We start from the raw sequence: 26926 nt of genomic DNA, 5'->3' as shown, positions 1-26926 counted from the left end.
TTATTCCCCACTATTATCTAAATGTTTTTGTACAGATTTTAATTTATCATTCATCTTTCTAGATTTATCTCTGCGATCATCAATTCTTATATTTGTACAAACTCTATCTAATCCTTTATCAAATGGTAATTCATGTATTGCTTGTACAACTTCGAATAAATCCTTTAAATCACCTTCAATAAGTGTATTCATAGGTGTTAATTGATAATCGATTTTACCTTGATCTTTAAATTCTTTTAACTTTGTTTGAATTTCAGCGATGTATTTACTAACGCTTGGCCCTTCAGTACCTACTGGAATAACTACTACGTCAACAATTGCCATTATTTTACACCTTCCTTATCTAAAATATATGTTTTGATAAGTCCTGCTGCACCTGTAATACCTGCATCATTACCTAATTCTGCTTGTACAATTTCTGTTTCATGTTGAGCTGGATTAAACGTTAAATTACGATATTCAGTTTTAATATTTTCAACTAAAATTAAACCAGCTGTAGACATTCCACCACCTAGTACAATGTATTTAGGATTACTAGTAACACTAATAATACTACATAAATAAGCGATATAATTTGCTACTTTTTCAGTGATAAAGATACAGAATTGGTCACCTTCTTTAGCTGCATCAAACACAGCTTTAGCTGTAACTTCATTATCTTTTATAAGTTGTAAAATTGAAGATTTAAACGTTAATTTTGGATAATAAAAGTTAACTAAATTGACAACACCTGTAGCAGAGGCAACCGTTTCAATACAGCCTGATTTGCCACAGTTACATTTGAAACGTTGGTCGAAATCAGCTCTAAAATGGCCAATTTCAGCACCTGAACCATTATGACCATGTACTAACTCACCATTTGAGATAATACCTCCACCAAGGCCTGTACCTAATGTGATAGTTACAACATCGTCAGCACCATTACCAGCACCTTTATGTTTCTCGCCTAATGCAGCAACATTGGCATCATTATCAACATACACTGGACAATCGATGAAATTTTGATAGATTTCAGTGACATTAACATTGTTGTCCCAATGTAAGTTAACAGCTCCGTTAACGATGCCTGTTTCAAAATCTACAGGTCCAGGAACTCCAATACCAACACCGATTACATCAGACATGTTGTAATTTAATTCTGCAATTTTTGCTTCAAATGATTCATGTATATTTTTTAAAAGTAGTTTTCCTGTATGATCAGTAGTGTCTGTATGAATTGACCATTTTTCAATTCTATCTAGATTAGTATTAAAAATACCTAATTTACAAGTAGTCCCACCAATATCAGCAGCTAAAATAATTTTTGTCATTTATGTTCATTCCTTCTTTGGTTTATTATCAATATACATTTAAGATATTCATCTTTAGTTAATAATTCATAACTGTATAAAGATTTGATTTCTTGTAACATCATTTCATACATATCTTCTGGATCTTTGAAATAGATGATATATCCATATTTTTTTAATAATTGCAAAACATCATAGAAATTATTAATTTTACGAGTCACTTTTCTCACTCAACTCTTTTTCTAAATTTTTATATTGAGCATTTTGAGGATTAGCTTTTCTAGCTTTTTTAATATATTTTAAGGCTTTACTTTTATCTTTTAGTGAACGATTAGCAATTGCCATTTCATAATTCAATGCACCTGAATTAGGAAACAGCCTTAATCCACGTTCCCATTCCGCCATTGCTTCAGCTTTAGAACTTTTAGCAGCTGTAATTAAACCGCTTAGGTAATATGTTTGATCATCAGCGTAATCCTTTTTAATAGATTTATTTACAATTTTTCTAGCTTCATCATAATTACCGGATAACATTTGATCCCGAATTAATTTATCATAAATATTATCTTCTTTAATACTAAAAATTCTTATCTGCATTGCCACAAACAATACTAATAAAATAATCAGTAGTATCCAGAAAATATTACGGTTAACAGTAAAATAATAACCAATTAAGGTAATTAAGAGACCACCAATAAACCCGCCTAAATGTGCCATTACATTAATATTAGACATGAATATTGATAATCCGATTAAAATAACTAAAGCTATTAATAATTGGCCAATTACTTTTTTATCAAAGCTTTTACTTAAATATAAAATTGCAAAAATTGAACCAATAAGCCCAAAAATAGCACCACTGGCACCAACAGAAATCGTTGTGGTATTAAATGATAAAGAAACAAAATTTCCAAATATGCCTGCAAATAAATAGATGGCTAACATACGCCATGAACCTAATACCGATTCAACTATTTTACCAAAAATAAAAAGTGAAAGCATATTCATGAGTATATGTTCAAAATTAAAATGTAAAAACATTGAGGTAACTAAACGATACCATTCACCATGTACGACGTTGAAGTGTACTAATCCACCTACATCAAGTAATTTTACATCAGAAAAACGATTAAAATAAAGTATCATGCATAGCCATAAGACTATATTAATTATTATTAAGGAATATGTAACTGGTGAAAAGCGTTGCATATGTTTATCTAAGAGATTAGATGAAAGAACTTTGTTTCTATAAAAGATAGATGTCTTTTTAGAATCCTCTCGATTTATCATTTTAGATAAAATAACATTTGGCATTGCAAGTTCTAATTCCCTCTCATCACTAATCCTTCTAAATTTTATTTTTTGCGGATAGGTTTCATCTAATGATTCAGTCGATAATGATTTATCAGTAAAATAATAAAATAGAATTGTTTGAGGTTGAAAGCCAGCTAGTTGTTCTATATTTTCCTTATTTTCAATAACTCTGCTTTTATCAAACCGAATTTCCTGAGTCGTAGTGATATGATTCGAAAAAATTACAATTGTTTTCTTTCTTTTGTTACTTAACCAAATTTCTTGGTCATCTTTTTCTCTATTAATTACATCGTAGTTTAAATACCTAATCCAGTAATAAATGGTTTTCCAAAATTGCTTTTTAATGTTCATGTATGCCTCCATTGGTGGCTATTATAAATAATTAATTGATCGACCGGTTGATCGTGTGTATCGGGTTGAAAATCAGTTAATTGAAAATCATATAGCAAACTTATTGTATTGGTCTTGAAATTTGATAGAAAGCGATCATAGTAACCCCCTCCATATCCTATTCGATAGCCATCTTTTCTAAAGCCAACACCAGGTACGACGATTAAATCTAAATGATTGGAAGTATTTGATTCAGAAACTGAATGATTAATACCTTTTTCATCTTTTTCTATGTCATTAATATTTAATAATTGTTTAAAAGTCATAACTTTAGTCTGATAATTAACTTCAGGTACATATACTTCTTTATTATCGTTTAAAGCTTGTTGAATCATTTGATATGTATTTACTTCATGTGACAATGACAACACAAATCCTATAGAAGATGCATTTTGATATGCTTGAGAATTAATAAGTTCTGTGGCTAACCAATTGTCTGCCTCATTTTTCTGCATGCTATTATGCTGTTTCATTTTAGTTAAAATATTAGCTCTTATATTTTTTTTGCTCAAATTTTCACCTACTTTTACTACCCCATATTATAACGTTTATCTAATTTTATGTCATTATGTTGACTAAGATATTAACTTTTTAATGATATTAAAATAAGTGATTGTACAAATTTTGTTAAAAGCTTTGAATAAAATGAGGTTTTGTAAACATAAAATATTTGACTATAAAATTTAAAAAGACGAAATTCCGTCTGAGGAATTTCGTCTTTTGGTATTGAATATTTGTTAAATAAATTAATTATTTAGTTTCACGGTGTAAAGTTTGTTTATTATCACGTGCACAGTATTTTTTCATTTCAATACGTTCAGGGTTAGTTCTTTTGTTTTTTGTAGTGATGTAGTTTCTTTCACCACATTCAGTACAAGCTAATGTAACGTTAACGCGCATGATTATTCCTCCTTACCTTTTCTAAATACGACCTTTACATTATACCAATTACTTTATTAATTGCAAAGTAAATTTTAAGAATCTGTATCAATAGTTTGTAATTTATTTAAATTTTAATTATTTATCACTACTATTTTCAGTGCTATCTCCATTTTTATCTTTATCTTTGAAATAATAATTGATAACATCTCTTCCTAAGTCTCCACCGTTTAACCAAGGTGGTGGAACTGGTTGATTGGTATAGACAATAGAAAATGCTAGTTTTGGATCTTTAATTGGTGCATAACCAATATAAGTTGAGTTTACTCTAGATTCCCCATCTTGGAATACTTCTGCTGTTCCTGTTTTACCTGCTGAAGGTACAATTGTGTTTTTAAAGCTAGCATAACCGGTACCATCTTTTTCATTAAATGCCATTTTGAATCCGTCTTGAACTTCATTTATTTCTCTTTGAGAATTATTTACTTTATTCAATACATTACCTTTAATTTTTCGTTTTACCGGTCCTAGTTCATCTTTATTAGTTGAATCGTGTATAGACAGTCCAATATGCGGTTGAATTCTATAACCATCATTTGCGATTGTTGATACATATTGAGAAAGTTGCAATGGTGTATAAGTATCGTATTGACCAATAGATAAGTCTAAGTAATTACCTGGATTATTAGTTAATGGTTCAATTTGACCATTTGTTTCATTTGGTAAATCTATACCTGTTTTAACACCAAGACCAACTTGATTTAAACCTTTTCGAAGCTTTTGACCAGCTAATGTAATATCGTTTGGTAATGGCATACCAGAATAATATGGATCTCCAGCTAATTTTAAGGCTGTTTTAAACATATAAACGTTTGATGAATGCATAAGTGCTTCTTTATCATTTATTGTCACTCGACCATCTTTATTAAAGTATGAACGTTTAGTTAAACCGCCCTGGAATTTTAATGGTTCATCGACCATTTTTTCTCCTACTTTAATGGCATGATTTTGATAACCGGCAAGTAAAGTTCCGCCTTTTACCGATGAACCTACTGCAAATTGAGCAGTAAAGTTACCAATATCATAATCTGTTAATTTACCGCTTTTACTTATTTGTTTACCAGCCATAGCTAAAATGTCACCATTTTTCGGATCTTGAACAACTATCATGGCATTGTCCATATCTTTAGCACCTTGACTACGTAATTTTTCAATTTGTTTATCTAATAATGATTCCACTTTTTTCTGTAAATCAATGTCTATTGTTAATTGTAAATCATGTCCTCTAGAACCTGGATTAATAACTTCAGATTTTATTACTTTACCAGATTTATCAGTCGTATATTTCATTTGTTTCTTCTTACCACGAAGTACATCTTCATATTGATATTCTAAATATGATTTACCGACACGATCATTGCGTGAATAACCTTTAGATAAATATTGTTCAGTTAGTTCTTTAGGCAAACCTTCTGTAGATGTTGAAACTTCGCCAAATATACCTCTAAGCGTATCTTTATATGGATACTTTCTATCCCAATCCATAGATGTATTTACACCAGGTAACTTAGATAATTGTTGAGATGCTGCAGCGTATTCTTTTTCTGTTACATCCTCATTTTTAATAGTTTGCGGATCTAGTGTACTACCTGCATTCATCTCACGGTATATAGCTAAAATTTGTAAATCTTTGTCAGATAAGTCATCTAATTGTTTTTTACCAATTTTCTTTCTTTGCTGTTCATCATATTGTTCTTGTGTAATGCTACCATTTTCTAATAGAGATTGTTCTTTTTTCATTAAAGCTTTAGCTTTTTCAGGGTGTAAAGTGACCCAGAAGTCTTTTTCGTCTCTATCAGTAATTTTGTCAGTATCCATTTTGATTAATGATGATAATTTTTTAGCTGTATCTAACATTTCTTTTTGTGAGGTTTTACGACCTCTAGTATATGTAATCGCCATTTTAGAGGCATTATCAACTAATACTTTACCATTACGGTCTACAATACGACCTCTAGGCACAGATTCGTTCACAGTGATATTCTCATCGCTTTTGATTAATTGCTTATAATGAGAACCCTGGGCAATCTGTAGGTAACCGAGTCTGAGTACTATAATTGCAAATATAAACACAACCAAACCAAAAATGAAATTAATTCTCCGGTTCATCGTGTTTCTTACTTTTTCATCATTTGATTTTTCCTTTAATCTTTTAAGCAAAACAACCTACCTCTATTCAAAGTATCTCTTTAAAATGATATATGAAAAACAAAAATTTTTCTATCATTTTGATAAAAAAGTGAACAGACATTAATTAAAACACTATCGTTTTTTATTTATGACGACCTTTTTGTAATCCTTATTTATAATTAATTTTACATTCAAATCATTTTCATTAATAGACATAATATCATATTAATCATAGAAAAAAGAGCCTAGAACATTATAACAATGTTCTAGACTCTAACATCAAAATATAAATTATTTTGCAGCGTTATATAATTCGTCAACTTTATTCCAGTTAACTACATTCCAGAAAGCGCTGATATAATCTGGACGTTTGTTTTGATATTTAAGGTAATAAGCGTGTTCCCAAACATCTAAACCTAAGATAGGTGTTTTACCTTCAGTTAATGGATTATCTTGGTTTGGAGTTGTAACGATTTCTAATTGCCCGTTATTTACTACTAACCAAGCCCAACCTGAACCAAAACGAGCTGCTGCTTTGTCAGCAAATTCTTTTTTGAATTCATCTAAAGAACCCCATTGTTCTTTAATTTTATCTACTACTTCACCTTTTTCTTCTGAGTTAGGTGTTAGTAATTCCCAGAATAATGAGTGGTTTAAGTGTCCGCCACCATTATTTCTAACAGCAGTTTGGATATCAGAAGGTACACTGTCTAAATTAGCTACAATTTCTTCGATTGATTTAGCTTCTAAATCAGTACCTTCAACTGCAGCGTTTAATTTTGTTACATAAGTGTTATGGTGTTTATCATGGTGAATCTCCATAGTTTCTTTATCGATGTGTGGTTCTAATGCGTCAAATGCATATGGTAATTTTGGTAATTCAAATGCCATAAATAATCATCCTCCTAAAATGTCTGTATCTTAATCATAACAAGCAGTCACAATTTCGACAATAAATGTGCTTAATATATAACTGCTAATTATTGTTACATGTATTATATATCTCAAAACGATGATATTTAAACATTTATTTACTATAATTAGTGAATTCGTACTAATGGAGTATGTTTTTTTAGTATTTATGTGTATTTTCGCTTTCTAATATAAAAACTAGCCATAGTCTTCTTGTCGATAGACTATGGCTAGTAAGATTAATGATTTACTTTTTGACATTTTTCACAAGTACCGTAAACTTCGAGTTTGTGAGTATGAATATCAACATTTGGTAAATATTGTTTAACTTGGTCAATTGGACAAAAATCAATAACTTTAGTATCACCACAATTTTCACATATAAAATGATGGTGATGATGATTAGTACAAGCGATTCTAAATTTCATTTCTCCATCTAGTTCAGTACTTTCAATAATTGCTAAGTCTTTAAATAAATGAAGGTTTCTATAGATGGTATCAAAAGATATACCTGGATAATCTTTATCCATAACTTGTTGAATATGTTTAGCATTAATGTATTTATCTTCTTTAACAAATATATTAAGCATATCGTTACGTTTATCTGTATATTTTAAACCATTATCTTTTAATATTTTAATAGCATCACTAGTGTTCATATTTACGATCCCCTTTTTGTGACTTTAATTTTAACTTTTGATAAGTCATTGTAATCATTAGCATAATGACTAATAGTACTACAATCACGCCACCAGGTGAAATATTAATGTAAAATGCGAGAACTAATCCAAGTATCACTGATAATTCACCTATGATGATACTAAGGATAATTAATTGTTTGAATCCTTTTGTCCAACGCATCGCTATTGCTACAGGTAAAGTGATTAACGCACTAACTAACAATATACCTACTACTCTCATAGAAGCAGAAATAACCATTGCAACAACTACAATAAATAAAAACTGAATCCATTTTGGTATTCCTATAACTTTACTATACTCTTCGTCAAAAGATAAAATAAATAACTCTTTATAAAATAAAGTTATGAATAATAAAACTAGTATTGTAATGAAGATAATTGTAGTTAAATCACTGAAATTAACTGCACTAATTGAACCAAATAATAAACCAACTATCTCTTGATTAAAACCATCTGCTAATGAAATAAATATAGCACTTAAGGCAATACCTGCACTCATAATAATTGGAATGGCAATTTCTTGATAATTAGTATATGAGGTACGCAATTTTTCAATTAATAATGCACCAATAATGGCGAATAATATTCCAAACCACATAGGATTAATGAAAGTTAGTGCTGGCAATACTGTTATAATAAACATGCCAAATGATATACCGCCCAATGTTACATGGCTTAGTGCATCAGCAATAAGTGACAACCTTCGTACTACTATAAAAGCTCCAATTAATGGTGCTATAAATCCTATTAAGATACCACTGATCAAGGAGTATCTCATAAAATCAAAGTTTAATAATGCATCTATCACGAGTTACACTCCTCAAATTTATTTCTATGAATCGATTCTAATTTAGGTACAACATTCTCTATCATGTTGATGATCAACGAATTGAACTGGGTGTCCATATATTTTGGAAATTTCAACCTCATCAAGAGATTTAAAATCTTCAGTCGTACCATGAAAATGAAGATGTTTATTTAAGCATGCAACTTCTGTTGCTGTATCTGCTACTACACCAATATCATGTGTAACTAATATAATGGTTATGCCTTCCTTTTTTAATCGATCAAGCGTTTCATAAAATTCATTTACATGTTTAGCATCAATACCATTAGTAGGTTCATCTAATACAAGCACGCTAGGATTAGAAATCAAAGCACGTGCAATAAGCACACGTTGTTGTTGGCCACCTGATAATTCTGCAATGTTTTTATCAATTAAATGTTCTATATTTAATCTTTCTAAAACATGTTCTACTTTCTTGATGTCTTTATTATTAAAACGTTGAAAAAGTTTTTTTGTTTTAGTTAAACCACTTAAAACTACTTCTTTAACACTTGCTGGAAAACCAGCTGTAAACGAAGAGGCCTTTTGTGAAACATAACTTATTTTTAGAGCTGATTTATTATTTTTAATAGGATGACCATCTATAAAAATGTCGCCGGATTGTAATGGCAGCAAACCAAGTATGATTTTTAAAAGTGTTGATTTGCCGGCTCCATTAGGACCAACAATTGCTAAAAATTCACCTTTGTTAATTTTAATATTTATATTTTCTAAGACTTGTTTATGATCAAAATAGTAATCTATATTTTTAAGTTCAAATACTGGTGTAGTCATTTTTTCACCTCATTGTATACTATACATGTTGATGAACTTAATGTAAATAGTAATGCTTACGACTAATAAAAGACGTTTCAGAAATATCTGTAACGCCTACTTTTAATATTATTAGTTTAAAATTTTATCTTTTAAATCTGGATCAAATGTCTGAGATTTTAACATTTCAATTTCATGTTTATAAGGTGGTTTCTTATTCTTTTTATCTTCACCAACATAAGGTGTTTCCAAAATTTTTGGAATGTCTTTGAAAGTATCGTGATGAACAACGTAATTTAATGCATCAAAGCCTATATGACCAAATCCAATATTTTCGTGTCTATCTTTATGTGCACCTTGTTCATTTTTACTGTCATTTACGTGTACGACTTTAATTCTGTCTACACCTATAATTTTATCAAATTCATTTAAAACACCATCAAAATCTTCTTTGATATTGTATCCAGCATCATGCGTATGACATGTATCAAAACAAATGGATAAGCGTTCATTATGTTTCACGCCATCAATGATACGAGCAATTTCTTCAAAGTTACGACCTATTTCAGAACCTTTACCTGCCATTGTTTCTAAAGCGATACGAACATTGTTATCATTTGTTAATACTTCATTCAGACCATCGATGATCTTTTGTATACCTACATCTGCACCAGCGCCAACATGAGAACCGGGATGTAATACAATATCTTTAGCCCCAATTGCTTGTGTACGCTCAATTTCGTTCTGTAAGAAATTGACACCTAATTCAAATACTTCTGGTTTAGTTGTGTTAGCAATATTAATGATATATGGAGCATGTACTACAATATTAGATAGACCATATTGTTCCATCACTTCATGACCTTTTGTAATATTTAAATCTTCAATACTTTTACGACGTGTATTTTGTGGCGCTCCTGTGTATATCATAAATGTTGATTCGCCAAATTTATGTGCTTCTTCTGCAGACCCTTCTAACATTTTTTTACCACTCATAGATACATGTGAACCTAATAACATCTTTTTCACCTATCCTTTTCTATTCTTTCTATCTTGACGATTTTGACGTTTACTGTATTGTTTACGCTCTTGTCGTTTCATTTTCTCAACTTCCTGCTTAAATTTCTTTTTATAACCAGGTTTAACTTTACGTTTGGTTTTACTACGTACTTTATTTTTAACTTCATTTGTTAAATGATCATCTTTACGTTGTCTAGTACGTCGAGTGTTATGCGCCTTGATAGGTGTAAGTTCATCATTTTTGATATCAACATTTTCGAAAACGTATCCTCTATCTTCGATTGCTGAAATATTTTCTTCTTCATCAGGACTATATAACGTAATAGCAACACCGTGATAATTACCACGACCAGTACGTCCAACACGATGAGTAAAGAAATCTATATCATTTGGTACATCGAAATTAATAACATGACTAACACCTTCAATATCAATACCTCTTGAAGCTAAATCACTCGCAATTACAAATTGGAAATCAAGATTACGTATGCGTTTCATTTGTTGTTTACGTTCACGAGGTGTTAATCCACCATGAATCATACCAACTTTGATACCTGCTTCATTTAATGAACGTGCTAATTCATCGGCATTGTCTCTACTATTACAGAATATAATACATAGGTATGGATTTAGAATATCTATTAATTTAAGTGTTTTTTCAACTTTGGCTGCACCTTTTGTAGGAATTAAATAAAATTCTATATTTTTCTTATTTTGAGACTGACTATCAACTTCTACAAAATCTGGTTGTTCTAAATATTTATTTAAAAATGGTTGTAGAGATTTAGGAATTGTTGCACTAAATACTGCAATATTTGAACTATCTTCTAGGCGAGATGCTATAAGGTCTACATCTTCAATTAAACCTAAATCAATCATTAAATCAGCTTCATCAATAATTAAATAAGAAGCTAAATGTGTGTGTAAATGACCACTTTTAGCTAAGTCATTAATTCTAGTTGGTGTACCAATAACTAATTGTGGTTGTTGATTACATCTTTGCTTGTCCTTTTCAATATCAGTACCACCAATAAATAGTTTTACGCTTACGCCTTCTTTAAAACTACTTAAATGATTAGCGGCTTGATATAGTTGTTGTGCAAGTTCTCTAGTTGGTGCTACAACAATAGCTTGTGGTTCTTGAATATTTATATCTATTAAACTAATTAAAGGTAATAAAAAGGCATGTGATTTTCCTGTACCTGTTTGTGACTGTCCAATAATATTAGTTTTCTTTAAAATTCTTGGAATAATTCGATTTTGAATTTCTGTCGGTTTTTCAAAATTTAAATCTTTAACTGCTTCAATCATACTATCTTCAAGACCGAAGTATTCGAATGGATGTTTTGCCATGTTATGGCCTCCTTATAAGTTCATCTTTACTATTATAATGTAATTGATGAAGATTTTAAATATATGTGAAAGGATCTGTATTAATATTAGAAGCAACAACTTTGATATCATTTGAATTTTCTTCTAATAACCATTCCTGTAGTAAAAGTTTTAATCCTTCTTTCATCACATATTCACTATAGTGGTTGATATCTAATAAATTTATTCCTTCTATTTTCGCATCTAATGCATCATGGTGTTTGATGTCACCGGTAATAAATATATCGGCACCTAATTGAGCAGCTTTATATTCAAAACCTATTCCAGAACCACCAATCATAGCAACTTTACTAATCATAGCATTTGAATTACCTACGTATCGAACACTTGGAATTTGAAGTTGTCTTTTCACTTGTTCTACAAAGTCCTCAATTTTCATTGGTTCTTTTAATTCTCCCATTATTCCTAAACCGTAATCACCTTCTTTATTCAATTCAATAAAGTCATAAACTGGTGTTTCATAAGGGTGATAGTGATAGATAGCTCGCTCAGTTAACTGACGTTGTTGATAAGATATCATAAATTCTAATTTCACTTCATCAACGTATTCTATTTCATCAATTGAACCAATATACGGATCTGCATCACCAACAGGTTTAAATTGACCTCTCCCTTTACTTTCGAAGAAACAATATTCATAATCGCCTTCTTTAGCAAGACCAATATCATTGAGCTGTTGTTTAAATGTTTCTAGATGATCTTCAGGTATAATTGTTTGAACTTTATAGTATTGAATTGGTTCTTTATTAATTAACTGTGTATGTTGTAAACCAATTTTGGAAGCTAACATTGCATTTACACCATTAGGATTAACATCTAAATTCGTATGCATAGCTATTAAATTAATATTATTTTGAATAAGTAATCTGATTATTTCGCCATATCCTTGATTAGTAATTGATTGAATGCCTTTAAAAATAAGTGGATGATGACTAATAATGGTATTAACATTTTCATTAATTGCTTGTTGAACAACATCAATAGTACAATCTAATGCTGTTAATATTCCATTCACTTCTTGAGATTCATCGCCTATTAATAAACCTACATTATCCCATGATTCAGCAGTATTAAACGGAACATGCTCATCTAACATAGCCATTAATTCATTAACTTTCACTATTTAACACCTCTTTAATCAATTTTATTTCTGATTCTATTTCATTATATCGATGTAAGTGTAATTCTGGATTGAGTTGTTGCTTAATCTTTTCTAATGCCTTCAATTCTCTTTCCCATTTATTATAAAAATGTTTATTTTTATTTTCTAGCAAAATAGGACCGAATTTGAGTTCATATTCATTATATTCAAAAGGTGAAGTTTGGTATTCGGCTATAACTATTTCATAGATATGGCCTTTTTCTTCTAAAATGATTTCATCTAAAATTTTGTATTGAATACTTTGTAATAATGTTCTTACATTCTGAGTTTGAATATTACTTTGTAGTATTAATCTAGGATGAGAATGTAATTTATGTTGGCCTTCTTTTAATATTTTAGCTATTAAAGGCCCTCCCATGCCACATAATGTTATATTATCTATTTGTTCATTGTCACGAATTACGCTAAGACCATCACCTAGTCGCACTTCAATTTCATTATCCAGTTCATTTGCGTTAACATTCTTTTGAGCAGCTTCAAAAGGTCCTTTGATAACTTCACCAGCAATTGCTTTAGTACATAAATTAGACTGAATAGCAAAAATAGGTAGATATGCATGATCGGACCCAATATCGGCAAGTGTACCTTGTTTAATAAATTCTGACACTTTTAACAATCTTTGGTTTAATGTGATCACTAAGGTATTCTCCTTTATTTTATTAAAATCATAAATGCCTCTATATGTATTAAAATAATAAATCATCTGTTTATAAAAAATAAAGACTGGGACAAGCTTTATGCCCCAGTCCAAAACTATTTAATCCATAAAGTCTTTAAGACGTTTACTTCTACTTGGATGTCTTAACTTTCTTAATGCTTTAGCTTCAATTTGACGGATACGTTCTCTAGTTACGCCAAACACTTTACCAACTTCTTCAAGTGTTCTAGTTCTTCCATCATCAAGACCAAATCTTAAACGTAAGACATTTTCTTCTCGGTCTGTTAAAGTATCTAAAACATCTTCAAGCTGTTCTTTAAGTAACTCGTATGCAGCATGGTCTGAAGGACTTTGTGCTTCTTGGTCTTCAATGAAATCACCTAAATGACTATCATCTTCTTCACCAATAGGTGTTTCTAATGATACAGGTTCTTGAGCAATCTTAAGGATTTCTCTAACTTTTTCAGGTGGTAAATCCATTTCTTCACCAATTTCTTCAGGTGCAGGGTCACGTCCCAAATCTTGTAATAATTGACGTTGAACACGAATTAATTTGTTAATTGTTTCAACCATATGCACGGGTATACGAATAGTACGAGCTTGGTCAGCAATAGCACGAGTAATTGCTTGACGAATCCACCAAGTTGCATAAGTAGAGAATTTAAATCCTTTATTGAAGTCGAATTTTTCAACTGCTTTAATTAGACCCATATTACCTTCTTGAATTAAATCAAGGAATAACATACCTCTACCTACATATCTTTTAGCAATACTTACTACTAAACGTAAGTTTGCTTCAGCTAATCTAGATTTAGCTATTTCGTCACCTTGTTCAATTCTTTTAGCAAGCTCAATTTCCTCTTGTGCACTTAATAAGTTAACACGTCCGATTTCTTTTAAATACATACGTACTGGATCGTTAATCTTAACGCCTGGAGGTGCACTTAAATCATTAGGATTTAATTTAGCATCTGTATCTGAATTGTCTTTTTCATTTACTAATGTGATATCATTGTCATTTAATTGATCAAAGAAATCATCCATCATATCAGAATCCATTTCGAAATTCTGTAATTTTTCAGCAATTTCTTCGTGACTTAAATGACCTTCTTTTTTACCTTTTTCAATTAATTGTTTTTTAACATCTTCCATTGTTAAAGTCGGATCAATTGTTTGTTTTTTAATTTTAACTTTATCAGACATGAAACGGCCTCCCGGTATTAATATAAACTTTCAATTTATTCATTTTTATTATTAGTAATTTGATTATAATGATGGTAATGCTAATAAAATATAGACTAAATTTCATATTTTCGTTTAGTTAAAAGCAATGTATTTTCAATGTTGCGTTAAATAAGCCAGTAGATTAATCATCTTCTGAAAAATATTACTTTCTTATGAAATATCAGTCAAAATAACTCCCTTTAAAATACATATAATCATTCTGAATAGTCATTTTTAGATATTATTTGTTTACCCAATGTAAATACATGGTAACCATTCATAAATCTCTAAAATACAACGATATCATAAATTTTTGTAAGATTACATTCTACTTTTGTTTTTATTAACAATTAATTGAAGATAATATTTTTGTAGTTCTGTATCTCCTATACGAGTTGCTTCTCGCAATTTATGATTTAAAACTTCTAAAGATTCGCCATCTTTATTCTCGTTTATGATATTAATATAATCTTCTAATTCTTGTTCAAATGGTTCTTCATTTAAGTTATATGAATCAAGTGATATCAACGCTTCTCTTAAGTCATTATTTTCTATATATTGAATCATTGTACTTAATTGGTAAACATCATTATTAGAAAAATAATCATGCAAAGTATTAAATATACGCTTGAAATACTCATTTGTAAAGTCGTCAGAATTGACTTTTTGATAGTAATTTAAAAATGTATCTTTATCTTGCATAAAGTGTTTTAACAAGGAACGTTCTGCCTTTTCATGACGATTCAATTGATTGAATTGTATCGTTTGTTGCGGTGGCTCGTTATAAAAATAAGATTGATCTGGGTAAGAAGACTGAACATTTTGTTTTTGCTGTTGATGAGCCACTTCATAGTCCAAAGTCTCAAAACTAACTTTAAACAATTCTGAAACGTCTTGCAATACCTTTTTCTGAAGTATGGATGAACGCATTAAAGCTATATCCTGAGTTACTTCTTTTAAATATCTTTCATAAGCCAAATCATTATTTTGAATTTCATCTTTATGTGTTTGAACTTTAAACAAGACGAAAGATTTTTTATCTTTTTGAACAAATTCTAGAAATGCTTCATTTCCATACTTTCTAATATATTCATCTGGGTCCATATCAGAAGGCAATTGAACGACAAATACATTTAAACCTTGCTCTAAAAGCGCTTGTCCAGTTTTTAATGTTGCTTCTTTACCTGCAAAATCTCCATCAAACATTAAAGTAATATTGGATGTTAATTTTTTTATGAATGTGATATGTTCATTTGAAAGTTGAGTCCCCATACTTGCTACAACAGATTTCAAACCAGCATGGTCTGACTTAATAACATCCATAAAGCCTTCAAGTAATATAATTTCATCATTTTTTCTTATATTTTTTCTAGCTTTATCGAGATTATATAATAACTTTCTTTTCTGGAAAATAGGTGTTTCTGGACTGTTTAAATATTTAGGCTCTTGATTAGTATAGGTTCTTGCTGAATATCCAACAATTCTTCCTTGAGCATTTTTAAGAGGAAACATAATTCTATCTCTAAATCGATCATAATAGCTAAAGTTTTCCTCATTTCGAGATAAAAGTCCCGCTTCATACGCTAATTCGATATCATAACCTTTTTTCTCTAAAAAATCATGACAAAAATGAGACGAATTAGGCGCATAACCAATTCCTCTTTCTTTAATTAATTGTTCTGGAAAATCACGTTCTTTCAAATAATTAAGCGCTTGTTCACCTTCAACAGTTTTCATAAGTGCATAATGGTAATATTCTTGCATGAGTTCATGCATTTCTATCATTTGTAAATCATCAGTTGCGATTTGTGTGTTTGTATTTTGATATTGGCTATTACCCACATCAACTGATATATTGACACGTTCGCCTAACTCTTTTACAGCTTCTGTAAAGGAAATATCTTTTATTTCTTGTGTGAATTGAAAAACATTGCCACCCTTTTTACAACCGAAACAATGACAGATTTGTTTATCTTCTGACACAGTAAAAGAAGGGGTCTTTTCATCATGAAAAGGACACAAACCGATATAATTGCGTCCTCTTTTTTCAAGTTTTACATATTCACTTACTAAATCAAGTATATCTGTCTTATCTTTGATTTCATTAATGACCGATTGTTCTATACGCAAAATAAATCACCTATTAAATATTAGTCTTAATATTATACCTTTTTTATGCATTAAATGAAATTATTTTGTTTTATTATTTTCAATATAATAGATGATGTCATTAGCTGTCTCTTCAATTGCTTTATCTGTTACATCTATAACTGGACAACCAACTTTCTCCACTAGTTCTTCAAAATAATTTAATTCTTCTTTTATTCGTGCTTCAGTAGCATATCTTGCTGTGTCACCAAGACCAAGTTGTTTTAATCTTTCTTTTCGTATTCTATTTAATTTTTCTTCACTAATTTTTAAAGCAATACATTTTGATGAATCAATATTAAATAGTGCATCAGGAGGTGTAACTTCTGGCACAATTGGTATGTTCATGACTTTATAACTTTTATGAGCTAAATATTGTGATAGTGGTGTCTTTGATGTTCGAGAGATACCTAAAAGGACGATATCTGCTTTTGGTAAACCTTTAGGATCTTTCCCGTCATCATATTTAACAGCAAACTCAATTGCATCAATCTTTTTAAAATAGGCATCGTCTAATCTATGGACAATACCTGGTTCATAGTAAGGTGTTTCTTCAATTGAACCAGATAATAAATCCATTAAAGGTCCCATAATATCAACTGATTTTAAATTATGTTCTTTTACTTTAGCTACCATATATTTTTTGATTTCTGGTTTAACCAAAGTATATACGATGATAGCATCTGTATCTTCGGCTACTTGAACCACTTCATCTACGTTTTCAAATGATTCTATGTATGGGTAACGTAAAAATTCATGTTTACATTGCTTAGGATTAAATTGTGAAACACCTGCACGAGCAACTAACTCTGCAGTTTCTCCAATTGAATCTGAAGCAACAATTATGTTTATATTATCCATCTATTAACCACCTATTCTTTAAATAATGATACAAATAATTTTGTAATTGTCGTTTTAGATACTCTTCCAACGACTTCATATTTTTGATTATCTTTTAATCTTACAATGGGAATAGCATCTATTTCTTTATCTATCATTTGATTAGCAGCATAGATAATTAGTTCACTTTCTTCTAAATAAGTAAGATTAGGCATACGAGTCATATTAACGCTAATCGGCATTGTATGAATATCATTTCCAATCATTGAAGCTCTCAATAAATCTTTTCGTGAACAAACTCCAATAAAATCATTATCCTTATTTGTGATAAACAAAGTACCAGCATCTTCTAAAAATATAGTACAAATGGCATCGTAAACCGACATATCTTCTTTTACCACTACCGGTTGTGACATATAATCCTTTACAACATACTGGCGTAGTTGTTCATGGATGATTTTATTTTTAGATTTGCCTGAATAATAATAACCTACTCTAGGTCTTGCTTCTAAAAATCCTGACATCGTAAGAATAGCTAAATCTGGTCTTAATGTTGCGCGTGTTAAATTTAATTGATCGGCGATATGCTCACCTGTTATTGGTCCATGTTGCTTGACGATTTCAACTATTTGTTCTTGTCTTTGATTCAGTTCTATAGGTCTTCACCCCTCTTATATACATTATATATTATAACCGTTATTTTTATTTGCCACAAATACATATAAACGCTTGCTATTAAATATTTAATCAATTAGAATAATTATAAAGCGAGCTAAGGATGGTGTAAGCTTAGCATATAAATATTGGCATAAAATTAAATTTATTTTAAAGCGAGTGGCTACACTAATTTGGGTGGAACCGCGGGTTAAATGATATTTTAATGTATATGAATTATACTAAATAAAAATTAACTCGTCCCAAGATGATTAAGCATATTTAATTGTGTTTTATTGTCTTGGGGCGTTTTTATGTGTAAGGAGAGAATTATTAATGGCAAATGATATGGAACAAATCGTACAACTTGCAAAGCACAGAGGATTCGTATTCCCTGGTAGTGACATCTATGGTGGCTTATCTAATACTTGGGATTACGGTCCACTAGGTGTTGAATTAAAAAATAATGTTAAAAAAGCATGGTGGCAAAAATTCATTACACAATCACCATATAATGTTGGTTTAGATGCAGCTATTTTAATGAACCCTAAAACATGGGAAGCATCAGGACATTTAGGTAACTTTAATGACCCTATGATTGATAACAAAGATAGTAAAATTCGTTATCGTGCAGACAAACTAATTGAAGATTACATGCAACAAGAAAAAGGCGATGAAAACTTTATTGCTGATGGCTTAAGCTTTGATGAAATGAAAAAAATCATTGATGATGAAGGTATTGTGTGTCCAGTAAGTGGTACTGCTAATTGGACTGATATCCGTCAATTCAATTTAATGTTTAAAACATTCCAAGGTGTAACTGAAGATTCAACTAACGAATTATTCTTACGCCCAGAAACAGCACAAGGTATTTTCGTAAATTATAAAAACGTTCAACGTTCTATGCGTAAAAAATTACCATTTGGTATTGGACAAATTGGTAAATCTTTCCGTAATGAAATTACTCCAGGTAACTTCATTTTCAGAACACGTGAATTTGAACAAATGGAACTTGAATTCTTCTGTAAACCTGGTGAAGAAATTGAATGGCAAAATTATTGGAAAACATTTGCTAGTCAATGGTTAAAAGATCTAAATATTAATGAAGACAATATAAAATTACGTGATCATGATGCTGATGAATTATCTCACTATTCAAATGCTACAACTGATATCGAATACAAATTCCCATTTGGTTGGGGAGAACTATGGGGTATCGCAAGTCGTACTGACTTTGACTTGAAAAAGCATAGTGAACATTCAGGTGAAGATTTCAAATATCATGATCCAGAAACAAATGAAAAATATATCCCATATTGTATTGAACCTTCTTTAGGTGCTGATCGTGTAACATTAGCATTCTTATGTGATGCTTACGCTCAAGAAGGAGTAGAAGGAAGTAAAGATGAACGTACAGTCTTAAAATTCCACCCTGCTTTAGCACCTTATAAAGCTGCAATCTTACCATTGAGTAAAAAATTATCAAGTGAAGCAATTAAAATCTTTGAACAATTAAGTCAAACATTCTCAATAGATTTTGATGAATCACAATCTATTGGTAAACGTTACCGTCGTCAAGATGAGATTGGTACACCATATTGTATTACATTTGACTTTGATTCATTAGAAGATAATCAAGTTACAGTACGTGACAGAGATTCTATGGAACAAGTTCGTATGCCTATTTCAGAACTAGAGACATTCTTAGCAGAAAAAATTAAATTTTAATTATGTTGAGATAATTTCTCATTGATTAATACTAAAGACCGCAATCACAAGAGCTTTGTGATTGCGGTCTTTTATCTAGATTTTAAACTAATTATTTATCTAAATCATTTAATTCTAATCTTTTCAATTGATTGATTAACTTTTGACTTTTAAAAAACATGCCTGCATATTCTCTATAAAGCATTATCATTAATTCTGACATTTCATCTAAAATGTCTTGATGTAATTTTAGTTCATTCATCTTATCAATTGGTAATTTTAATAATATATCTAATAGATACAATGTTCTATTTGATAATTGTAATGCATGAGGGTCTTGATATGCTTCACTTTTTGAAATGGCACCATCAAATTTAAAACTATACCCTATTAATTGAGATTGGTCTGTATTGCCGCTAACAGCACATATATTAAACGAGGCAGAAAAACCATATTTATTCATACATTTGAGTAAGACTATGATAGACATTAATTGTGCAGATTGTCCTGAAGAAATTTTATTTAAAACAAACTGTAATAAGTCAAAATTAAATTTTGATATTTCTTCTTCTTCCATTGAACGGTCAATTGTTTCAGCACACAATGTCGCAAAGCTACTTTCATACAAATCAAGTTGTAATTCATAATGTTGATCAATGACATCTACAGAATTAAGTGTCCCCATACCTCGCCACTTATTATAAATAAATAAGCCATACACAAACATTTGTGTATGTGCTTGTAAACCTGTTTTAACTTTTTTAGCTCTTCTAGCCATCAGCGGTACTTTAGCGCCATGTTCGTTTAAAATCGTAATGATTTTATCTGATTCGCCATATTCTACAGATTTTAAAATAATCCCTTTTTGTTTCATTAACATACTAACTCACCATCTTTTGAGTTAATCTTGATCTTCTATATATCCAATTTGGCGAATAAAATTAACTTTATTTCTCCAATCTTTCTGAACCTTAACCCATAGTTCTAAATAAACTTTAGAACCTAAAAGCATTTCTATATCATGTCTTGCACGTTTACCTACTTCTTTAAGTTTTTTGCCACCTTTACCGATAACAATCCCTTTTTGAGAATCACGTTCTACATAGATAGTAGCTTCAATACGTACACGATCTTCATCTTCTTTAATCATACGGTCAACATTTACACCAATAGCATGCGGAATTTCTTCGCTTGTTAAATGTAAAATTTTCTCACGAATGATTTCACCTACTACAAATTGTTCTGGGTGATCGGAAATTTGATCATCAGGATAATATTTTGGTCCCTCTGGTAAATAAGATTTTAAAACATCAATAAAATGATCAACATTTAAACCTTCTAACGCAGAAATTGGAATAATTTCAGTAAAGTCCATATATTTTTGATACTTTTCAATTTGTGGCATTAGCGCATCTGGATGAACTAAATCAATTTTGTTTAATACTAAAAATACAGGTGTCTTTAAATCTTTTAGCATATTCATGATATATTCATCGCCACGACCGATATCTTCATTAACGTTGACCATAAACATAATTGCGTCTATTTCAGAAAGCGTATTTGTTGCCACTTTCATCATATAATCACCTAATTTATGTTTAGGTTTATGAATCCCAGGTGTATCAATAAAAATAATTTGAGCATCATCTCTAGTCATTACACCCTGAATTTTATTACGTGTAGTTTGAGCTTTGTCAGACATAATTGAAATTTTATGACCTATAACTCTATTTACAAATGTAGATTTACCTACATTAGGTCTTCCTATAATTGAAACAAATCCTGATTTATGTTCTGTCATTTATTTAAATCCTTTCCAGAAAATCCGTATGGTAATAATTCTTTAACTGATGATTCAATCATATCACCTTTGTGATTAGTCATATATACTGGCATATCATCGTCGCATAATTCTTTCAATACTTGACGACATTCCCCACAAGGTGAAGATGGTTGATCAGCGTCTACAGTGACAGTAATTGATTCAAAATCACCGGGCTGATAACCAGCAGATATCGCAGAAAATAAACTAGCTCTTTCAGCACAAATTGACATTGAATATGCTGCATTTTCAACATTCGTTCCGTAAAATGTACGTCCATCCTTAGCTTTTAAATAGGCGCCTACTTTAAAATGACTATATGGTGAATAAGATCTTTGTTGTGCTTCTCTGACTTCTTTAAAATAATGAGATTGATAGCTCATGTTGCCCTCCTATAATAAATTAATAAAATATGGAATAAAAACGATTAAACCAATTAATAAAGCTAAAATTGACACAATCATTACACTAAATGCAGCAATGTCCTTTGCATATTTGGCATAATCATGATATTCAGATGTAACAAGGTCTACGACGTATTCTACTGCAGTATTAATCGCTTCAAAAGCTAGGACTAAACTTATTGCTAATAGAATAAATAACCACTCTAAGCGATTGATATGAAAAATGAAGCCAAAAACAATTGCAATAATACTAGCATAAATGTGAAGAGAAAATTTTTGGTCTTTAATTAATAGTGTTTTCAAGCCATTGAGTGCATAGCTAAATCTTTTCACGATTAATCTCTCGTCAATCCATAAGCATTTAATATAGCATCTTGACGACCAAACATTTCTTTTTCATCTTCTTCATTCATATGATCATATCCTAATAAGTGAAGAAAACCATGTAACGCTAAAAACCCTAATTCACGTTCAAAAGAGTGACCATAAGACTCTGCTTGTTCTTGTGCAACATCCGTACATATTATAATGTCTCCCAATACTCTTGGAATATCAAATTCGCTTGTATCAATTTCTGGCTCATCTTCTTCTAAAGCAAATGATATTACATCTGTCACTTTATCTTTATCTCTGTACATTTTATTAATTTCTTGAATTTCAGTTTTATCAACGAAGGTTATGGATAATTCAGCATTTTCATTAATTTGCTCTTCTTGTTTAGCGAAGTTCAATAAATTTTCTATTTGTTCATACCAATCATCATTCACTAATTCTGTGTGATCACTAAAATCTATTGTAAACATTTAGTCCTCTCCTTCGTATCTATCTATGATTTTACTTACAAGTGGATGTCTTACTACATCGTCTTGCTCTAGTTTCATGATACTAATTCCTTTAACGCCATGTAGTTTTTTTACTGCTTCTTTCAAACCACTATTAACACCTTTTGGTAAATCTATTTGTGTTTGGTCACCAGTTACTACCATTTTTGAACCAAAACCTAAGCGCGTTAAGAACATTTTCATTTGTGCATGTGTTGTATTCTGTGCTTCGTCTAATATTACGAATGCATCATCTAATGTTCGACCACGCATATATGCTAAAGGCGCGATTTCAATAATACCTCTTTCAATGAATCGAGCTGTTTGTTCTCTACCTAATACAGTATTCAATCCATCATAAAGTGGTCTTAAATATGGATCAACTTTTTCTTTTAAATCACCTGGTAAGAAACCTAGTGATTCACCTGCTTCAACAGCTGGACGTGTTAACACAATACGTTTAACATTCCCTTTACGCAATTGTTTAGCAGCATATACAACAGCTAAAAATGTTTTACCTGTACCAGCAGGTCCAATACCAAATACTAAGTCATTTCTATTCATAGCATTGACATACATACGTTGTCCCATTGTTTTAGCGCGGATAGTTTTGCCGAACGCATCTTTTGTTATTTCTTCTTCATATAAATCTAAAAGTTGTTGAATGGTTCCATTTTCTGCCATCTTAATAGCAGCTTCAACATCTTTAAGCGTAATATTATTTCCCAATTCAATCACTTTTAATAAATTGGTTAGAACTAATTCGGCTTTTTCTACATGCTCAATTTTTTCACCTTTAACAGCGATTTCTTGTCCACGAGCATGAATTACGACATCAAAACTATCTTCAATAGCTTTTAAATGTTCATCATTATTTCCAATTAAAGCTTGGGATTGATTAATGTCGTCGATTTGAATTATTCCAGGCATAAACGCGCTCCTTTTCAAATTACAGTTTTATAATTCAATACACCCATTTTAAGGGCTAACATACTTATATTATACCATTCTTGAACATATATTAATTAAGATTCGTTTCAATTTAAATAACAATTTACTATAAAACTAGCTTTTTCAATAACGAAGTGAGCTATCATAGACTTAACCTTTTAAAACAAGAAGTGGTAATACAACTAAATTTTACTAAATTCTAAATATCTACTCAAATTTTATTAATATAAGTAATAAAAAAGATACTTCTAAATAGTATATTTAAACGTAGTATTTAATGTCAAAAAAAGCCCGAGACATTTCTGTCCCGAGCTATTACAAATTAAAGTTGTTTAGGTTTATTTAAAATTTCATTCCAAATAATACCATTCACTATTTCATCATTATCAAATTGAAAAGCTGACTTACTCATATTACGTTCTACATTTTGTGAATTGAGTAATTGTTTTAATCTGACTCTTTTCGTACGTTCTGAAAGATATTTATCATTAATAATATCTTGCGCCTTTTTCTCAATTAAAGCGAGCTGTTTTTCTTTTTCCCTATCTATCTCACTTCTTACATTCTTTAAATCTTGATGTAAATTTGATTCAAGATCTTTACGTAAATTTTCAGCGCTTTCATCTCTAGATGTTGATTGTTTTACAGGTTCACGCACTTCTTTTTCATTATGATAAGGTGTTGGGTCTGGTTTAGGAATGGAATCATCATAGTCAGTAGGTCTACGATGTAATTCTTCAGATGTAGGTTTACTGTTCTCTATTTCTTGATTCAATGGAGGAAGATTATCGTCAAATGTTCTTTTCTTTTCACTTGATGTTTCTCCATTAATTTCATCACTAAGTTCTTTAAATGTCTTTTCAAATTCTTCGAAAAAACCACCTTTTTTTGGTTGTTGGTTTTCTTTAGGTGTGGACGGTGGTTTTTGATTTTGTCTTTCTTCATGACTCTTATCACGTATGGTACTAATTATTGTTGCTATGATCGATATGACAAAAATAATTATTCCAATATTCATTTAATCACCCCACAATTATTGTTCTGGTGATTCGTCATCATTTTGATCAGTACGTTTATTAATGGCATTTCTCATTCCTGTGTCAGCTTCAATATTTTTTAGATTATAATAATCTTTTACACCAATGTTTCCAGAACGTAAAGCCTCAGCCATTGCTAATGGAACTTCTGATTCTGCTTCTACAACTTTAGCACGCATTTCTTGAACTCTTGCTTTCATTTCTTGTTCTGATGCTACTGCCATTGCACGACGTTCTTCAGCTTTCGCTTGTGCAATATTTTTATCTGCAAGTGCTTGCTCAGTTTGTAGATCGGCACCGATGTTTTTACTAATATCTACATCGGCAATATCAATTGATAAAATTTCAAATGCAGTTCCTGAATCTAAACCTTTACTTAGCACTGTTTTTGAAATATTATCCGGATTTTCAAGAACCTCAGTGTGGTGTTGACTTGAACCAATAGTAGAAACAATACCTTCACCTACACGTGCTATAATTGTTTCTTCACCAGCACCACCGACTAAACGGGCAATATTCGCGCGTACAGTGATACGTGCTTTAGCTTTAACTTCAATACCATTCATAGCTACACCAGCGATAAAAGGTGTTTCAATTACTTTAGGATTTACAGACATTTGAACTGCTTCTAAAACATCTCTACCTGCTAAGTCAATCGCTGCACCACGTTCAAATGGTAAATCTATGTCTGCACGTTGAGCAGCAATGTTTGCATCAACGACTCTATCTACATTACCGCCTGCTAAATAATGAGATTCAAGTTGATTTGTTTTTAAATTTAAACCAGCTTTATGTGCTTTAATTAAAGGACCAATTACTTTTCTTGGTGATACTCTTCTTAAACGCATACCTACTAAAGTACCGATACCAACATGAACACCAGCTGCTAAAGCTGAAATCCATAGGCCTACAGGTACAAATGAAAATAGTATTAATAAAGCTACAACAATAATGACTGCAATTATTATAAATCCAATACTAATCATTTTAACTCTCCTTTATAACTATTCTATTTCTCTTACTACGACACGTGTGCCTTCAACTTCAAGTATCTTTACTTGTCTGTTTCTTAATATGAATGTGCCATCAGAAACTGCATCAATACGTTCATCATCTAACTTAATGATACCAGCAGGTCTAAGGTCCGTGACGGTTTGAGCCGTTTTACCGACTAAATGAGAGCGATCATCGTGAGAAGTGAACCCTGATTCAGCATTAGTTGAATCTTTCAAAATAACTTTATCTAAAAATGGAATATTTTTCTTAAATATTTTCACTAATACCACCCATTCAATTATTGATAATATTAGAGCTACAATCACATTACCTAACATAAGTAGCAGGTTATTGCCTAACATCACAATACTAATTGATATGAGTATTATGCCAATAATACCTATGACTGCACCAACAATAAATAATTCGATAATAACGAATAAAACGCCAATAGCAAAAAGTATTACAGATAATATGTTGACATCACCTTTAATAAGAAAACCTAGAAACAAAATTAATAACGATAATGATGCTAAGATACCAATCATATTTATTTTTTTAGAATATAATTGATATAAAAACCCTAGAAAAATAATACATGTTAGAACAAGTGATACCAACGGATGGACAATAACGTTAGTTATATCTTTAACCCAACTATTTTCAGTTGAAAATTGAGTTAACAGTAAAGTATGTATTACATTTGAATATGTCACTATTTCACCTCACTCTCACCATAATTATACATGAAAACGCAGACATATTATAGTGATTTAGTAATATATAAAAATATTTATTAAATTAAATTTAAACTC

The 26926-nt window shown here is 30.6% G+C and carries 29 protein-coding genes; 1 reads left to right on the top strand and 28 read right to left on the bottom strand.

All coding sequences use genetic code 11. The features are described from left to right. From N524_RS0104275 to N524_RS0104185, 19 genes are all read right to left on the bottom strand, one after another. The gene (locus tag N524_RS0104275; RefSeq protein WP_017636254.1) at positions 1 to 324 is read right to left on the bottom strand and encodes an MTH1187 family thiamine-binding protein; all 324 of its coding nucleotides are present in this window, start codon (positions 322 to 324) and stop codon (positions 1 to 3) included. Continuing rightward, complete coding sequence (locus tag N524_RS0104270; protein ID WP_017636255.1) at positions 324 to 1310, bottom strand: ROK family glucokinase; 987 nt, start codon at positions 1308 to 1310, stop codon at positions 324 to 326. Before N524_RS0104270 ends, N524_RS0104275 begins: the two co-directional genes overlap by 1 nt. Continuing rightward, positions 1307 to 1510 (bottom strand): YqgQ family protein, encoded by a 204-nt coding sequence (locus tag N524_RS0104265; RefSeq protein WP_017636256.1) that lies wholly within the window; start codon positions 1508 to 1510, stop codon positions 1307 to 1309. Before N524_RS0104265 ends, N524_RS0104270 begins: the two co-directional genes overlap by 4 nt. Next, the gene (locus N524_RS0104260) at positions 1500 to 2954 is read right to left on the bottom strand and encodes a rhomboid family protein (protein WP_029055746.1); all 1455 of its coding nucleotides are present in this window, start codon (positions 2952 to 2954) and stop codon (positions 1500 to 1502) included. Before N524_RS0104260 ends, N524_RS0104265 begins: the two co-directional genes overlap by 11 nt. Continuing rightward, positions 2951 to 3505 carry a 5-formyltetrahydrofolate cyclo-ligase gene (locus tag N524_RS0104255; protein WP_029055745.1) on the bottom strand — a complete coding sequence of 185 codons (555 nt, stop codon included), beginning with the start codon at positions 3503 to 3505 and terminating at the stop codon, positions 2951 to 2953. Before N524_RS0104255 ends, N524_RS0104260 begins: the two co-directional genes overlap by 4 nt. Positions 3506 to 3743: 238 nt before the next feature. Beyond that, positions 3744 to 3893: a 50S ribosomal protein L33 gene (rpmG, locus tag N524_RS0104250; RefSeq protein WP_017636259.1), complete on the bottom strand. Its 150-nt coding sequence runs from the start codon at positions 3891 to 3893 to the stop codon at positions 3744 to 3746. Positions 3894 to 4010: 117 nt separating this feature from the next. Beyond that, positions 4011 to 6092, bottom strand: coding sequence for a peptidoglycan D,D-transpeptidase FtsI family protein (locus N524_RS0104245; RefSeq protein WP_029055744.1), 2082 nt, complete (start codon positions 6090 to 6092; stop codon positions 4011 to 4013). Positions 6093 to 6353: 261 nt separating this feature from the next. Beyond that, positions 6354 to 6953 (bottom strand): superoxide dismutase, encoded by a 600-nt coding sequence (locus tag N524_RS0104240; RefSeq protein ID WP_017636261.1) that lies wholly within the window; start codon positions 6951 to 6953, stop codon positions 6354 to 6356. Positions 6954 to 7213: 260 nt separating this feature from the next. After that, positions 7214 to 7633, bottom strand: a complete 420-nt coding sequence (locus tag N524_RS0104235) for a Fur family transcriptional regulator (RefSeq protein WP_017636262.1) — start codon at positions 7631 to 7633, stop codon at positions 7214 to 7216. Next, positions 7623 to 8483: a metal ABC transporter permease gene (locus tag N524_RS0104230; RefSeq protein WP_017636263.1), complete on the bottom strand. Its 861-nt coding sequence runs from the start codon at positions 8481 to 8483 to the stop codon at positions 7623 to 7625. Before N524_RS0104230 ends, N524_RS0104235 begins: the two co-directional genes overlap by 11 nt. A gap of 42 nt (positions 8484 to 8525) precedes the next feature. After that, positions 8526 to 9296: a metal ABC transporter ATP-binding protein gene (locus tag N524_RS0104225; protein ID WP_017636264.1), complete on the bottom strand. Its 771-nt coding sequence runs from the start codon at positions 9294 to 9296 to the stop codon at positions 8526 to 8528. Between the two features lie 111 nt (positions 9297 to 9407). Then, the gene (locus N524_RS0104220) at positions 9408 to 10295 is read right to left on the bottom strand and encodes a deoxyribonuclease IV (protein ID WP_029055743.1); all 888 of its coding nucleotides are present in this window, start codon (positions 10293 to 10295) and stop codon (positions 9408 to 9410) included. A 9-nt stretch (positions 10296 to 10304) separates the two neighbouring features. Then, positions 10305 to 11648: a DEAD/DEAH box helicase gene (locus N524_RS0104215; RefSeq protein WP_029055742.1), complete on the bottom strand. Its 1344-nt coding sequence runs from the start codon at positions 11646 to 11648 to the stop codon at positions 10305 to 10307. A 55-nt stretch (positions 11649 to 11703) separates the two neighbouring features. Continuing rightward, the gene (locus tag N524_RS0104210; RefSeq protein WP_029055741.1) at positions 11704 to 12807 is read right to left on the bottom strand and encodes a Nif3-like dinuclear metal center hexameric protein; all 1104 of its coding nucleotides are present in this window, start codon (positions 12805 to 12807) and stop codon (positions 11704 to 11706) included. Beyond that, positions 12797 to 13486 carry a tRNA (adenine(22)-N(1))-methyltransferase gene (locus N524_RS0104205; protein ID WP_029055740.1) on the bottom strand — a complete coding sequence of 230 codons (690 nt, stop codon included), beginning with the start codon at positions 13484 to 13486 and terminating at the stop codon, positions 12797 to 12799. The genes N524_RS0104210 and N524_RS0104205 overlap by 11 nt, the downstream gene beginning before the upstream one ends. Positions 13487 to 13606: 120 nt before the next feature. Beyond that, complete coding sequence (gene rpoD, locus N524_RS0104200) at positions 13607 to 14710, bottom strand: RNA polymerase sigma factor RpoD (protein ID WP_029055739.1); 1104 nt, start codon at positions 14708 to 14710, stop codon at positions 13607 to 13609. Positions 14711 to 15052: 342 nt separating this feature from the next. Beyond that, a complete protein-coding gene (gene dnaG, locus N524_RS0104195; protein ID WP_029055738.1) occupies positions 15053 to 16861 on the bottom strand; it encodes a DNA primase in 1809 nt (602 codons plus the stop codon). A 60-nt stretch (positions 16862 to 16921) separates the two neighbouring features. Next, entirely contained in the window at positions 16922 to 17740 is an 819-nt protein-coding gene (locus N524_RS0104190) for a pyruvate, water dikinase regulatory protein (protein WP_017636271.1), read from the bottom strand. Between the two features lie 11 nt (positions 17741 to 17751). Continuing rightward, positions 17752 to 18375, bottom strand: coding sequence for a helix-turn-helix transcriptional regulator (locus N524_RS0104185; RefSeq protein WP_081581202.1), 624 nt, complete (start codon positions 18373 to 18375; stop codon positions 17752 to 17754). A 334-nt stretch (positions 18376 to 18709) separates the two neighbouring features. On the opposite strand from N524_RS0104185, the gene N524_RS0104180 reads away from it, so the two are divergent. After that, on the top strand, positions 18710 to 20101 hold the full coding sequence (locus N524_RS0104180) for a glycine--tRNA ligase (protein WP_029055737.1): 1392 nt from the start codon (positions 18710 to 18712) through the stop codon (positions 20099 to 20101). 91 nt (positions 20102 to 20192) lie between these two features. Here N524_RS0104180 and recO read toward each other — a convergent pair whose 3' ends face one another. The 9 genes from recO to N524_RS0104135 all read right to left on the bottom strand — a co-directional run bounded on the left by recO (position 20193) and on the right by N524_RS0104135 (position 26797). Continuing rightward, complete coding sequence (recO, locus tag N524_RS0104175) at positions 20193 to 20954, bottom strand: DNA repair protein RecO (protein ID WP_029055736.1); 762 nt, start codon at positions 20952 to 20954, stop codon at positions 20193 to 20195. A 27-nt stretch (positions 20955 to 20981) separates the two neighbouring features. Beyond that, positions 20982 to 21881 carry a GTPase Era gene (gene era / locus N524_RS0104170; protein WP_029055735.1) on the bottom strand — a complete coding sequence of 300 codons (900 nt, stop codon included), beginning with the start codon at positions 21879 to 21881 and terminating at the stop codon, positions 20982 to 20984. Beyond that, the gene (cdd, locus tag N524_RS0104165) at positions 21878 to 22285 is read right to left on the bottom strand and encodes a cytidine deaminase (RefSeq protein WP_029055734.1); all 408 of its coding nucleotides are present in this window, start codon (positions 22283 to 22285) and stop codon (positions 21878 to 21880) included. Before cdd ends, era begins: the two co-directional genes overlap by 4 nt. 9 nt (positions 22286 to 22294) lie before the next feature. After that, the gene (locus tag N524_RS0104160) at positions 22295 to 22639 is read right to left on the bottom strand and encodes a diacylglycerol kinase family protein (protein WP_017636277.1); all 345 of its coding nucleotides are present in this window, start codon (positions 22637 to 22639) and stop codon (positions 22295 to 22297) included. A 2-nt stretch (positions 22640 to 22641) separates the two neighbouring features. Next, positions 22642 to 23109 (bottom strand): rRNA maturation RNase YbeY, encoded by a 468-nt coding sequence (gene ybeY, locus N524_RS0104155; protein WP_017636278.1) that lies wholly within the window; start codon positions 23107 to 23109, stop codon positions 22642 to 22644. Beyond that, positions 23110 to 24057 (bottom strand): PhoH family protein, encoded by a 948-nt coding sequence (locus tag N524_RS0104150; protein ID WP_017636279.1) that lies wholly within the window; start codon positions 24055 to 24057, stop codon positions 23110 to 23112. Between the two features lie 343 nt (positions 24058 to 24400). Then, entirely contained in the window at positions 24401 to 25096 is a 696-nt protein-coding gene (locus N524_RS0104145) for a hypothetical protein (RefSeq protein WP_017636280.1), read from the bottom strand. A gap of 15 nt (positions 25097 to 25111) precedes the next feature. Continuing rightward, entirely contained in the window at positions 25112 to 26101 is a 990-nt protein-coding gene (gene floA, locus N524_RS0104140; protein WP_017636281.1) for a flotillin-like protein FloA, read from the bottom strand. Between the two features lie 18 nt (positions 26102 to 26119). Beyond that, positions 26120 to 26797 carry an NfeD family protein gene (locus N524_RS0104135; RefSeq protein WP_249663683.1) on the bottom strand — a complete coding sequence of 226 codons (678 nt, stop codon included), beginning with the start codon at positions 26795 to 26797 and terminating at the stop codon, positions 26120 to 26122. Positions 26798 to 26926 lie beyond the last annotated feature (129 nt).

The organism is Staphylococcus sp. URHA0057, assembly GCF_000620265.1.
Taxonomy (GTDB): domain Bacteria; phylum Bacillota; class Bacilli; order Staphylococcales; family Staphylococcaceae; genus Staphylococcus; species Staphylococcus pasteuri.
The sequence above is the reverse complement of the archived record's forward strand: the minus strand, read 5'-3'. Positions and strand labels throughout refer to the sequence as shown.